The sequence below is a fragment of the Nannocystis pusilla genome (assembly GCF_026626665.1).
Lineage (GTDB): Bacteria > Myxococcota_A > Polyangia > Nannocystales > Nannocystaceae > Nannocystis > Nannocystis pusilla.
In genome coordinates, this window is record NZ_JAPNKE010000002.1 from 1216384 (window position 1) to 1228770 (window position 12387).

General features: G+C 74.2%; 9 protein-coding genes and 1 pseudogene. 3 read left to right on the plus strand and 7 right to left on the minus strand.

The annotated features are described in order from the left end of the window. Positions 1-222: 222 nt before the first annotated feature. From OV079_RS05460 to OV079_RS05475, 4 genes are all read right to left on the minus strand, one after another. The gene (locus OV079_RS05460) at positions 223-1425 is read right to left on the minus strand and encodes a sigma-70 family RNA polymerase sigma factor (RefSeq protein WP_267766644.1); all 1203 of its coding nucleotides are present in this window, start codon (positions 1423-1425) and stop codon (positions 223-225) included. Between the two features lie 750 nt (positions 1426-2175). Beyond that, entirely contained in the window at positions 2176-2922 is a 747-nt protein-coding gene (locus tag OV079_RS05465; RefSeq protein ID WP_267766645.1) for a hypothetical protein, read from the minus strand. Between the two features lie 324 nt (positions 2923-3246). Continuing rightward, positions 3247-3990 (minus strand): ABC transporter substrate-binding protein, encoded by a 744-nt coding sequence (locus tag OV079_RS05470; RefSeq protein WP_267766646.1) that lies wholly within the window; start codon positions 3988-3990, stop codon positions 3247-3249. A 648-nt stretch (positions 3991-4638) separates the two neighbouring features. Further along, on the minus strand, positions 4639-5688 hold the full coding sequence (locus tag OV079_RS05475; protein WP_267766647.1) for an aldo/keto reductase: 1050 nt from the start codon (positions 5686-5688) through the stop codon (positions 4639-4641). 133 nt (positions 5689-5821) lie between these two features. Here OV079_RS05475 and OV079_RS05480 point away from each other — a divergent pair, with 133 nt between their 5' ends. Both OV079_RS05480 and OV079_RS05485 read left to right on the plus strand, forming a co-directional pair. Continuing rightward, positions 5822-7198, plus strand: coding sequence for a DHA2 family efflux MFS transporter permease subunit (locus tag OV079_RS05480; RefSeq protein WP_267766648.1), 1377 nt, complete (start codon positions 5822-5824; stop codon positions 7196-7198). 13 nt (positions 7199-7211) lie between these two features. Further along, on the plus strand, positions 7212-7667 hold the full coding sequence (locus OV079_RS05485) for a winged helix-turn-helix transcriptional regulator (protein WP_267766649.1): 456 nt from the start codon (positions 7212-7214) through the stop codon (positions 7665-7667). Positions 7668-7741: 74 nt separating this feature from the next. Here OV079_RS05485 and OV079_RS05490 read toward each other — a convergent pair whose 3' ends face one another. The 3 genes and pseudogenes from OV079_RS05490 to OV079_RS05505 all read right to left on the minus strand — a co-directional run bounded on the left by OV079_RS05490 (position 7742) and on the right by OV079_RS05505 (position 10408). Further along, positions 7742-8530 carry an ABC transporter permease gene (locus OV079_RS05490; protein WP_267766650.1) on the minus strand — a complete coding sequence of 263 codons (789 nt, stop codon included), beginning with the start codon at positions 8528-8530 and terminating at the stop codon, positions 7742-7744. A gap of 187 nt (positions 8531-8717) precedes the next feature. After that, a pseudogene (locus OV079_RS05495) lies at positions 8718-9601 on the minus strand (ABC transporter ATP-binding protein). A 21-nt stretch (positions 9602-9622) separates the two neighbouring features. Further along, a complete protein-coding gene (locus tag OV079_RS05505) occupies positions 9623-10408 on the minus strand; it encodes a GNAT family N-acetyltransferase (protein ID WP_267766653.1) in 786 nt (261 codons plus the stop codon). Between the two features lie 168 nt (positions 10409-10576). Here OV079_RS05505 and OV079_RS05510 point away from each other — a divergent pair, with 168 nt between their 5' ends. Beyond that, entirely contained in the window at positions 10577-12304 is a 1728-nt protein-coding gene (locus tag OV079_RS05510) for a hypothetical protein (RefSeq protein WP_267766654.1), read from the plus strand. Positions 12305-12387: the final 83 nt, after the last annotated feature.

A 12387-nucleotide genomic window follows, 5' to 3' on the forward strand; every position in this document is an offset into this window, starting at 1 on the left:
AGCGGCGAGAGTTCGGCGCGGCAGCAGAGACTCTGTCCGAAGGGACATGTACGGAGGGGCGCGGCGCGGGTGGTCGAGCGATGTTGCGGGCCGAGGCAGATGCCCATGTACGGAGGGGGGCGCGGCGCGGGTGGTCGAGCGATGAGGCAGATGCCGCGGGAGAGTGAACGGACAGGTCGTAAAGGACAGGTCTGCCGAGACCGGGGGCACCGAGCGACGCGCTCAGGAGCGGCACAGCGCGGACACCCGCGCGGCCAGGGCGGAGGCGGGCCAGCGGGCCAGGAACGCGGCGGCTTCGCGGCGGGCGCGGTCGTGTTCGCCGAGGCGGCAGCGGGCCTCGATCGCGGCGGCGGCGGTCTCCTGGGCGAACACGCCGGCGGGGAAGCGCCGCTGGTGGCGGGCGACCAGCTCGAGGGTGGTGCGGTCGTCGGCGGCGAGCAGGGCGGCGCGGATCGACTCGACGAGGGTGAGCTCGGCGGCCAGCGAGGGTTCTTCGGCGCGAGGGATCGAGCGTCGCGCGGGCGCGGGGGGAGCGGCCGGGGCGGAGTCGGGCGGGATCGGGGTGGCGGCTGCGAGCGCGACCGATTGCGGTTGCGATGGCGACTGCACGGGCGCGGCCTCGTGGGCCGGGGCGACGACCGACGGTGGCGGCTCGGGCGGTGAAGGGTGGCCGAACGCCAGCACCGCGAAGAGCCCGGCGCCGGCGACCGAGAGGCCGACGACCGGGCTGCCGCCGGCGAGCGCGGCCGGGGTCGTGACATGACTCATCGACCATGTCTTTGCGAGCATGTCCGAGACGACAGCCGGATCGCGCGCGGCGGCCAGGCGCCACGGCGGCGGCCCGGGCGGACCGACCACGACCAGCGCGGCGAGCACGTGGGCGCCCTGGCGCGGCCGGACCCGGCGATCGCGGGCGTCGAGGCGGCGGACCATGCGGTCGAGCTCGCGGCGAGCGGCGCGCAGGCGCGAGTAGACGGTGTTGAGGTTGACGCCGAGCTCGGCGGCGATCTCGGGGGCCTGCCACTGCTCGAGCTCGGTCATGACGAAGACGACGGCCTGGTCGCGGTCGAGGCCGTCGAGGAAGCCCTGGAGGATCGCGGCGGCCTCGGCCTGCTCGACGGGGGCCCGGGCCGCGGGGGCGAGGACGTCGGCCTCGCTCAGGGCGCAGCGGCGCGGCTCCTCGCGCGCGGCGCTGCGCCGGTAACGGCTGGCGACGCGCCGCGCGATCTCGAACAACCAGGTGCGCAGCGCGGCGCGACCGGCGAACTCGGGCAGGCGGCGGTAGACGACCAGGAAGGTGTCCTGGACGGCGTCGTCGACCCGCGCCGGCTCGACGCCGAGGTGCCGGACGGTGCGCCAGACGAAGCCGTAGTTCGCGCGGTAGACGGCGGCGAAGTCGGGGAGGGCTTCCTGGGGGAGCGGCACGATCGGGTCTGTCTCCGCGGGTCAGCGATTCCGTGGCCCGAATGCAGGTCGAGGCCGAAAGTGGCGCGCAGGCCCGCGCGGCCGCCGCGGTACACCTCTTCGTCGCCGACGGTGAAGATCGGGCGGTTGACGGCCACGAGGCCCTCGACGGCCAGCCACAGGCCGAGCGGGCCGGCGACCCGCCAGCGCAGCGCGGGGCCGAGGAAGAAGCTGGCCCACGGGGCCCATCGCGGGTTCGGGACGGTGACGTCGCGGGCGACGCCGTGGAGCGCACCGACCTCGAGGCCGGCGCACAGGAGGACGGCGAGCGCCGGGCGCGGGTGCAGGGTCGGACAGAGCCGCACGACCCCGCCGAGGCGGTCGAAGCGGCCGCCGGGGCGCTCGCTGTCGCCTGGGAGGATCCGGCCGGGCGCGCCGACGAGGCCGGCCTCGACGCGCAGGCGGGGCAAAGTGACGCCGCCGAACACGCCGACGAGGCCCCCGACGCCGGGCAGGACGCCGACGTCGAGGCCGCCCTCGAGGCGGAGGTGGCCGAGCACGCGCGGCGGTGCGACCGGCCGGGGCGTTCGCGCGGCGGAGAATTCGGCTGTCTCTTCGGACATGTCCTCGGGTGCGAGCGGGCGCGACGGCCCGGCGGGCGGTCGCGGGGGCGCGGGCGAGGCGAGCCGACCGGGGGGATGGGCTGGTCGAAAGGACAGGTCGGGAGGGGACGGGAGCGAGGGGGCGCGGGACGGGTCGGACGCGAGGGGGTCAGGCGGGAGGAGCGGTGGGACCGGCCTCGCGGAGGGGTCGGGTGGCGACGCAGGGGATGTCTGCGAGGACAGGTCGGCGGACGCGGAGGTCGAGGATGTCCGTGGGGACAGGTCGGGGGCCGGGCCGGACGCGGAGGTCGAGGATGTCCGTGGGGACAGGTCGGGGGCCGTGCCGGACGCGGAGGTCGAGGATGTCCGTGGGGAAGGCCCGGCGGGGGGAGGGCGTGGATGTTCGTGGGGACAGGTCGGCGGGCGGAGCCGTACCGGGCAGGGAGGGCGTGGATGTCCGTGGGGACAGGTCGGAGGGGCCCGGCGGCGGGGACGTGGCTGTCCCGGAGGACAGATCGGGCGGCCGGGCCGGAGGCGCGGGCGGGACGACGGCGGCCGCGGGCAGACCGCGGGTGACGGCCAGGGGGTCGAGGTGGATGGCGATCAGGAGGGCGGCGGCGCGTGCGAGCTGGCAGCTCTCGGCGCGGACGGTGCGGCGGTAGTCGCTGCCTCGCCCGCGCAGCGCGAGCCGCAGCTCCCAGGTCGCGCCGGCGCGCGAGACGAGGCCGCGGGCGACGGCGCGTCCTGCCGCGTCGTCGCCGGTCGGCTGCCGCAGCAGGCCGGCGACCATGTGCAGGACGGCGTCGCCGTCGGGGCACTCGCCCGGAGCCTGCCAGGTCAGGTCGACGGGCGGCGCGGCGACCGACGGCGCGGCGGACGAGAGGCGAGCGAACACCAGCGCGGCGAGGGCGAGCAAGCGAGAGTCCTGGCCCCGGTGATCGTGTCCGGGCAGGCGGGGGGCGTCAACTGTCGGCTGGCGTGCGACCGCGTGGACCGGCATGCGGGCGGGGCAGGGCGACGGGTCGCGCGGGCGCGGCCGGGGGCGAGACCGGCCGGACCCTGCGATGCACGGCCGCTTGGACATGCTCGCCGGGGATCGAAGGCCGGGATGATCGGGTCTTCAGGACAGCCCGATGGCGAGGGCATGGCAGGCGCTGCGGCGCGCTGTCCTATCAGACATGTCCTTTTATAATTGTCTGGAAGGACATGTCGGAGGGAGCATGTCCGAAAGGACCGATATCTACTTCGCCGGCTTGCGGCCGATCTCGAGGTTGTAGGCGGCGGCGGGGTCGACCGCGCCGGGCTTCAGGAGGCCGAGGTCGACGAGCTGATCGGCGAGCGTCTTCCAGCGGGCGGGGTCGATCGCGCCGATCGTGCCGCCCTCGGGGGCCGCCAGCGGCTTGAGGGCGGTGGCGCCCTTGGCCAGGATCTCGGGGCTGAGCTCGGTGTTGCGGGCGCGGATCTCGGCGTTGGCGGCGCTCGGGTCGCGCAGGTACTGCTCCCACCCGCGCAGCGTCGCGGCGACGACGCGGGCGACCAGCTCGGGGCGGCTCGCCAGCAGCGACTCGGAGGTGACGAGGACGCTGGCGTAGGGGTTGAAGCCGAGGTCGGCGACGAGGATGCAGCGGACCTTGGCGCCCTGCGACTCGGCGATGATCGGCTCGCTGAAGACGTAGGCCTGCTGGACGGCCTTGGGGTCGAGCAGGAACGGGGCGACGCTGCCGCTGTAAGGGACGACCTGGACCGCCTCGGGCCAGCGGTACTCGGCGCGCAGGAAGCTGGCGAACGGCTCGCGCACGCTCAGCTGCACGCTGCCCGCCTGGAGGTCCTTGAGGTCGGTGATGCCCGAGGCCTCGTGGACCATCATGCAGCGCGGGCTCTTCTGCAGGCCGGGGACGAGCGCGACCACCGGGGCGCCCTGGGCCCGCGCGAGCAGGATCTCGCTGGCGTCGGCGACGCCGAAATCGACCCGTCCTGCGGCCACCTGCGGCAGGACGGGCGCGTCAGGCCGCCCGGGACGAGCTCGACGTCGAGGCCCTCTTCCTTGTAGCAGCCGTGGACGAGGGCGGCGAAGTAGCCGCCGTGCTCGACCTCGGGGAACCAGTTGAGGGCGATCCGCACCTGCGAGTCCTGCTGGCGGCCGCAGGTGACGAGCACCAAGCCGAGACAGGCGACGAGCAGGCGGACGAGGGCGCCGAACCGCGGGCGCGGCGGGACCGGTCGGGGCGGAGCGCGCATGCCGGAAGCGTACACCCGAGCGCCACGGACGCACCAGCGGCCTCGACCGCGTCGCGGAGCGGATCCATCGGGTATGGTGCGGAGGACATGATGAAAGAGCATGTCCTCGGGGACATGTGGCGGGTGGCGGCCGGCGGCGGGCAGCGCGGGGCGGAGGCTCGCAGGCTCGCGGCGGGGCGGAGGCTCGCAGGCTCGCGGCGGGGCGGAGGCTCGCAGGCTCGCGGCGGGGCGGAGGCTCGCAGGCTCGCGCGGGGGCGGAGGCTCGCAGGCTCGCGCGGGGGCGGAGGCTCGCAGGCTCGCGCGGGGGAGCTCCGCGAAACGCGGTGCGCTTCGCTCCGGTGAGCGCGACCTGACCAGAGCGCGGCGCGTGGGCTTCGCCCGCCGGTGAGATGGTTCAGGCGACGGGGATCGGCGGCGGGATGATGCTGTCAGGCTGGCCGCCGGCGATCCGTGGGCGGTTGGTCTCGATCTGCTGGTGCGGGGTGCCGAGGGCGATCGTGCTGGCCGCGTCGAGGCGGGCGAGCTGGGCCGGTGCGAGCTCGAGGGTGAGCGCGGCGAGGGCGGCGTCGAGGTGTTGGCGGGTGCGCGGGCCGAGGATGGGGATCCGCGCGGTCGTGGAGCGAGCGGCGTGGGCCAGCGACCAGGCGAGGGCGACCTGGACCGGGGCGACGCCGGCCTCGGCGGCGACTGCGACCACGGCGTCGAGGATGGCGGTCTCGCGCGCGGTCTTCTCGGTGTGGACGAGCATGCCGAGGCCGGTGAGGCGGCCCTCGTCGCTCGTGCGGTACTTGCCGGTGAGGAAGCCGCCGCCGAGCGGCGACCACAGGGCCGCGCCGAGCCCCAGCGCCTCGGCCATCGGCAGCAGCTCGCGCTCGCCGGTGCGCTCGACCAAGCTGTGCTCGATCTGCAGGCCCGCGAGCGGGGTCCAGCCGCGCAGCTCGGCGATCGCGTCGCCTCGCGCGACCCGCCAGGCGGGGAAGTTCGACAGGCCGCCGTGGAGGATCTTGCCGGCCCGCGCGAGGTCGTCGAGGCCGCGCACGATCTCCTCGATCGGGGTCAGGCCGTCGGGGAAGTGGACCCAATACAGCTCGATGCGGTCGGTCCTGAGCCGGCGCAGGCTGGCCTCGAGCGCGGCGATCATGGTCTTGCGGCTGTTGCCGGTGGCATGCAGGCCGCCCCCGACGCCGAGGGTGTACTTGGTGGCGACCACGAAGCGGTCGCGCTCGGCCGCGAGGAACTCGCCGAGGAGCTGCTCCGACTGGCCGACCTGGTAGGTGTCGGCGGTGTCGATGAAATTGCCGCCCGCCTCGGCGTAAGCGTCGAAGATCCGCCGCGCCTCGGCGGGCTCGCTGCCGTGGCCCCAACCAGTGCCGAAGTTGCCGGTGCCGAGGGCGAGCTCGGAGACGCGTAGGCCTGTGCGACGACCGAATGTCCTGTACCGCATCGTGTGCTCCTGAGGTGGTTTTTAGATTATGGACGTCATATGGAATCGGCAAGGGGATGGCGCGTGAGTTCGGTAGAGTCGACCAGGGCGGATTCGCGCGGCGATGGCTTGCGATTCGAGGATCATTGGTTCAATGATTGAACGCATGGAGATGCGCCTGTCCCCGTTGGTCGTGGCCAGCCTGGCCGTGTTCGCGGTGTTCCTCGACACGACGGTGCTGTTCGTGGCGTTCCCGTCGATCGCGGCGACCTTCCCGGCGGTGCCGACGGCCGAGCTGTCGTGGGTGCTGAACGCGTACACGATCGTGTTCGCGGCCGCGCTGGTGCCGTTCGGGCGGCTCGCCGATCGCTGGGGACACCGGGCGACGTTCCTGGCCGGGTCGATCGCGTTCACTCTGGCGTCGCTGCTGTGCGCGGCGGCGCCGACCCCGGGGCTGCTGGTGGCCGCGCGCGTGCTGCAGGCGGCCGGCGGCGCGGCGCTGGTGCCCTCGTCGCTGGCGCTGGTGATGCGGGCGACGCCGCGCGAGAAGCTGCCGGTGGCGCTGGCGGTGTGGGGCGCGACGGGGGCGGTGGCGGGGGCGGTCGGGCCGACGCTCGGCGCGGCGCTGATCGAGGCGTGTGGCTGGCGCTGGGTGTTCGCCATCAACCTGCCGGTCGGGCTGGTGACCGTGCTGCTCGGGCGTCGGCGACTGGCCGAGTCGCGCGACCCCGACAGCGTGCTGCCGGCGCCGCTCGGGGTGGTGCTACTGGTGATCGCGGCGGTGCTGATCACTCTGGCGCTGGTGCTCGGCGAGTCGTGGGGCTGGACGTCGCAGCGGACCGCGGCGACTCTGGTGGCCGGCCTGGCGACGCTGGCGGCGTTCGTGATCCATCAGGCGCGCACGCGGGCGCCGACGATCGATCTGTCGCTGTTCGCGGCGAGCAACTTCCGCTGGGCCAACGCGGCGACGCTGACGTTCGGCGCTGCGTTCACCGCGATGTTCCTGGCCAGCGTCCTGTTTCTCACCGCGGTGTGGGACTGGTCGATCCTCGCGGCGGGCTTCGGCGTCGCGCCCGGGCCGCTGCTGGTGGCAGCGCTGTCGCCACGGTTCGGGCGGCTGGCGGCGCGGATCGGCCAACGGCCGCTCTTGATCGCCGGTGGGCTGTCGTTCGCGCTCGGGGGGCTGTGGCGCCTGCGGATGCTGTCGGCCGAGGTCGACTACGCGGTCGACTACTTGCCGTCGATGCTGCTGACGGGGACGGGGGTGGCGCTGTGCCTGCCGCAGCTGTCGAGCGTGGTCGGCCAGGCGCTGCCGGCCAATCGCCTCGGGGTCGGCGGGGCGGTCCACCAGGCGCTGCGCCAGTTCGCGGGGACGCTCGGGGTGGCGCTGGCGATCGGGCTGACCGCCGGGGCGAGCGGGCCGGCCGACGCGCTGGCGCGGTTCGACCGGGTGTGGTGGGTGATGATCGCCGGCGGGCTGGCGACGGCGCTGTGCTCGCTGCCCCTTCGGACAGGTCCGGCCCGGGCGTGATACAAGGGGCCTCGTGCGGCGCAAGCGACTCGACCGGATGCAGTGCTCGATCGCGCGGGCGCTCGATGTCGTCGGCGACCCGTGGACGCTGCTGCTCGTGCGCGACGCGCTGCTCGGGGTGACGCGCTTCGAGGCGTTCCAGGCGCGGCTGCAGATCCCGCGGGCCACGCTGACGGCCCGCCTGGAGCACCTGGTCAGCGCGGGAATTCTCGAGCGCCGGTCCTACCAGGAGCACCCGCCGCGCGAGGCGTACGTGCCGACGGCGAAGGGCCGCGGGCTGCGGCCGGTGATCGTGACGCTGATGCAGTGGGGCGACGAGTTCGCCCGCGACGATCCGCCGCCGACGGTGCTCGAGGACGCCGCCACGGGGCTGCCGATCGAGCCGGTGCTGGTCGACCGCGTCAGCGGGGCGCCGCTCACCGCGCTGCGCGTGCGGGCGGTCGGGCCGGTGGTGCCGCGGCGGGGCTGAGAGGGCATGCTCGTACGAGCATGTCCTCGAGGGCATGAAGGATGGGGCATGTCGGATGGGACATGCGCGAGAGGTCAGTGGACGGCGAGCTCGCGGCCGCGCCAGCGACGGAGGGCGAGCTCGCCGAGCAGGGCGACGAGGCCGAAGAGCAGCAGGCCGAGCAAGGTGGCGGTGAAGATCGCGGCGAACAGGTAGGCGGTCTGCAGGCGGCCGGAGGTCTGGAGGATCAGGGCGCCGAGGCCGAGCTCGTCGGCGCCGAAGCCGGCGAAGAACTCGCCGACGATGGCGCCGATGACCGCGAGGCCGCCGCTGATCTTGGCGCCCGCGACGAAGTAAGGCAGCGAGCCGGGCAGGCGCAGCTTGAGCAGCAGCTGCAGGCGCGAGGCGTCGCTCATGGCGAACAGCTCGAGCAGCTGGGGGTCGACGCGGACGAGGCCGGTGGTGCCGTTGGTGATGATCGGGAAGACGCTGAGGATCGCGGCGGTGAGGACGACGCTCTGCAGGCCGGTGCCGAACCACACGACGATCAGCGGGGCGACGGCGACGATCGGGACGGTCTGCAGGAAGATCGCGTACGGGTAGAGGCTGCGCGCCGCCGTCCGCGACTGCGAGAACAGGACGGCCACGAGGCCGCCGACGACGAGGCTGGCCCCGAGGCCGCCGAGCGCGCCGACAGCGGTCAGCAGCGCGGCCTGGGCGAGCTGGCCGACGTTCGCCGCGGCCTCGCGCGCGACCTCGGCCGGGGTCGGCACGAGGTAAGCCGGCAGCGCCAGGACGCTGCAGGCGAGCTGCCACAGGCCGAGGAGGGCGAGGAAGACGAGGAGCGGCGGGAACGCGGCTCGAGCGGCCGATGCGAGGGACATGCGAGGAGGCTGAGGAGGAGGCGAGAGGCGAGGGGCGGGCCGGGGAACGCGGGCAGAGAGGAGGAGGCGAGAGGCGAGGCTGGAGAAGGCGGGGAGGAGGGAGGCCCGACCTGCAGCGGCGCGGCCGGGACAGGTGTCCTTAGGGACTTGTGCGAAGAGACAGGTGCGAAAGGTCAGGGCGGAGAGGTCAGGTCCGAACGGGCAGGTCCGAAGGGTCAGCCGGGGCGGCGGCGCGCAGGCGGGCGCGGACGTCGGCGGCGATCGCCGCGAACTCGGGGCTGCCGATCAGGGCGGCGCGGCGCGGGCGCGGCAGGGCGATCGGGATGTCGGCGACCACGCGGCCGGGGCGGCCGGAGAGGACGACGACGCGGTCGCCGAGCAGGACCGCCTCGGCGACGCTGTGGGTGACGGCCAGGGCGGTGAAGCGGTCGCGCTCCCACAGGCGCAGCAGCTCGTCGTTGAGGCGCTCGCGCGTGAGCTCGTCGAGGGCGCCGAACGGCTCGTCGAGCAGGAGCAGCTCGGGCCGGGTGACGAGGGCGCGGGCCAGTGAGGCGCGCATCTTCATGCCGCCCGAGAGCGCGGTCGGGGGGGCGGCGGCGAACTCCGACAGGCCGACGAGCGCGAGCGCGGCGTCGGCGGCGGTGTTCTGCTCGGCGATCGGGGCGCGCGCGAGCTCGAGCGGGAGCCGGACGTTGGCGTGCAGGCTGCGCCACGGGAGCAGGGTCGGGTCCTGAAACACGAAGGCGACCGCGCGGCGCGCCGGGCCCGCTCGGGGGCCTCGCCGGCGACGGTGAGGGTGCCCGCGCTGGCGGGCGCGAGGCCGGCCGCGACGCGCAGGAAGGTCGACTTGCCGCAGCCCGAGGGGCCGATGAGGGCGAGCAGCTCGCCGCGGCGGACGACGAGGTCGAGGCCGCTCAGGGCCTGCACGCCGCCCGCGAACTGCACGCCGAGGCCGCGGGCCTCGATGTGCGGGGCTGGGACCGGCTCGGTCACGCGGCGGACGCTAACACAGCGGCAGACGCGACGCACAGGGAGCACGCTCGTCCGCGTGGCGACGACGATCGGCGACACGGCGCGACGGCCGGGCCTGCGTCAGGCCTTGCGGGGGCGCGAGCGGCGGGAGCGGGCGGGCTTGGCCGGGGGCGCAGGGGGCTCGGGCTCGGGCTCGTCTGCCTCTTCGGGCATGTCCTCGAGGTCCGGTGCTTCCGAACCTGTCGCTTCGGACATGTCCTCGGAGCCCTCCTCGGCCTCGGCCTCGGCTTCGGCCTCGGGCGGGTCGGACGGGGCCGCCTCGAGGCCGCTGTTGCGGAGGGTGCGGGGCGGCAGCAGCTCGGGCTCGCTGACGACCTTCTTGGCCAGGAAGATGGCGGCGTCGATCTGGGAGAAGCTGCGGGCGCGGTAGAACTGGAGCGCGCGCTTGTTGTTGGCGGCGACCTCGAGGACGAGGTGGGTGCAGCCGCGCACGCGGGCGAGGTGCTCGAGCTGCTCGATGACGAAGCTGCCGATCCCGCGGCCCTGGAAGTCGGGGTGGATGGCGATCTCCTCGACGAACAGCGGGCGCATGTCCCGGCTCTCGAAGTAGCGCTCGTTGATCCAATTGTCGGAGCCGATGACCTCGTAGGCGCACTCGGCGTAGCCGACGATCACCGGGGCGTCGCCCTCGTGGATCTCGAACAGCAGCTGCTCGATGCCCTCCTCCTCGTAGATCTCGAGGAAGCGGGTCTTGGTGCGGGGGCGCTGGTACTCGACGGTCTCGCGGTTGACCGAGCGGAACACGCGCTTGAGGAACTCCCACACCTTGTTGAGGTCGCGGCGGTGGATCCGGCGGACACGGATGGTCGGCTCCGTGACGGCGGGCGCGGGCTTGCGGGAGGCCACGGCCGAAGTCTAGCACCGCCGAGGGGGCGCTCGTCCGCCTTGCGTGCGTGCGCACGTGCGTGGCATGCTCGGCCGATGCGTCCCCGCGCCGCTGCGTCCGCCGCCGAGCCTGCGCGCCGGCGTGGCCGACGTCGCAGCGCGGGCCTGCGCCGGGTCGGGCTCGGGTGCGTGGCCGTCGCGCTCGCTTGCGGACCGGGCGAGCAGAAGGCGCAGAAGGTCGAGGCGAACCCGAACATGCCCGACCGCGTGCAGGCGCCTGCGCCCGCGCCGCGCCGGCCGGAGGTCCACGAGTGCCCCGAGGCGCTCCGCGAGCCGGAGCAGGTCGACCGCGTGATCGGCTCGGCTTGCAAGTCGGTGACGGTCCACCCGGGCTACCGCGTCGAGAACGGGTCGCTGACGATCGAGGCGGGCGTGACCCTGCAGTTCATGCCCGACGCCGAGCTGGCGGTCGGCTTCGAGCGCCCGGCGACGCTGCACGTGCGCGGCACGCCCGAGTCGCCGGTCCGCTTCACGGCCGCGGGCGAGCAGGCCAAGCCCGGGGCGTGGAAGGGGATCGCGCTGTACGACCACGCCGACGGCTCGGAGATCGCCGGGCTCGTGCTCGAGTTCGCCGGCACCGACCTGCGCGGGGCGATCTACGTGCAGGCGACCGACGTGAAGATCGACGGCTCGACGGTGCGCGACAGCCAGAACGTGGCGGTCCACGTGACGTCGAAGGGCCACGTCAGCAGCTTCAAGGGCAACCGGCTCGAGCGCGTGAGCTCGCCGGCGCTGCTGCTGCCGGCCCGCTCGGCCGGGTCGGTGACGCCCGACAACACGTTCCCGCCCGACTCGGTGATCCACGTGCTCGGCGGGACGCTCCGCGAGCGCGCCCGCTGGGACGTGCCGAAGGTGCCGTTCGTGATCGGCGGGGTGATCGAGATCGAGGGCCCCGACGACAAGCACGAGGCGATGCTCGAGCTGGCCCCGGGGACAGTCCTGAAGTTCGACGACGACGCGTACTTCACGGTCGGCTACGACCACCCGGCGGCGCTCATCGCCGAGGCGGCGGGCAAGGAGCCGATCGTGCTGACGTCGGCGACGCGCCAGACGTCGCACGCGTGGCGCGGGGTCAACCTCTACCGCTCGGCCACCGCGAGCTTCAGCAACGTGGTGTTCGAGTACGGCGGCCAGCGCTCCGACCGCGGGGTGGTCTACGCCAACAACGAGGCGCGCCTCAGCGCGAAGGGCTGCACGTTCCGCGACAACGGCGGCGGCGTGACGCTCCAGGGCGCGAACGTCCGCCTCGGCGAGTTCCGCGACAACACGTTCGAGCGCTCGCACCCGGCCTTCGACGTGAGCCCGCAGCTGTTCGGGATGATCCCGCCCGAGAACAAGCTCGACGCGGCGACGACGGTCCAGGTCGAGGGCGGCGAGGTCGGCAAGGACGCAGTGTGGAACGACTTCGGGGTGCCCATCGAGGTCAAGCGCCCGGTCTCGGTCGACAACCAGGCGACGCTGACGATCCGCGCCGGCGCCAAGCTGCGCGTCCACGACGGCTTCTCGCTCGGGGTCGGCGAGTTCGGCGGCGGCTCGCTGCGCATCGAGGGCACGGCCGAGCGCCCGGTGCAGATCTTCGGGACCACCGACCGCCGCGGCACGTGGGACGCGATCCGCCTGTACGAGAAGGCCCGCGGCAACCTGTTCGAGCACGTGCAGCTGCGCAACGCCGGCGGCGAGGGGGCCATCAACGTCGCCATCGGCGTCGACGCGGTCGTCCGCGACGTGTCCTGCGTGCGCTGCTTCAGCCCGACGCTGACGTGGGCCTGCGGCTCGCGCGTGACGTCCGAGCGCGTCGCAGGCGGGGCCGAGACGCCGGCGGCGACGCTGCCCCCGTTCGGCTGCGACCCGGCGTGAGGCCGCGCGCCGGGGATGGCCCGCTCTTGAGGGTGCGGGCCATCGCTGTCGCTATCTTGATGCGCTCGGAAGGTTCGCGGCGA

Bases quoted from the DNA above. Each gene is read 5' to 3' on its own strand.
- OV079_RS05480 (WP_267766648.1), top strand. From the start codon at position 5,822: ATGATTGAACGCATGGAGATGCGCCTGTCCCCGTTGGTCGTGGCCAGC.
- OV079_RS05490 (WP_267766650.1), bottom strand. From the start codon at position 8,530: ATGTCCCTCGCATCGGCCGCTCGAGCCGCGTTCCCGCCGCTCCTCGTC.
- OV079_RS05475 (WP_267766647.1), bottom strand. From the start codon at position 5,688: ATGCGGTACAGGACATTCGGTCGTCGCACAGGCCTACGCGTCTCCGAG.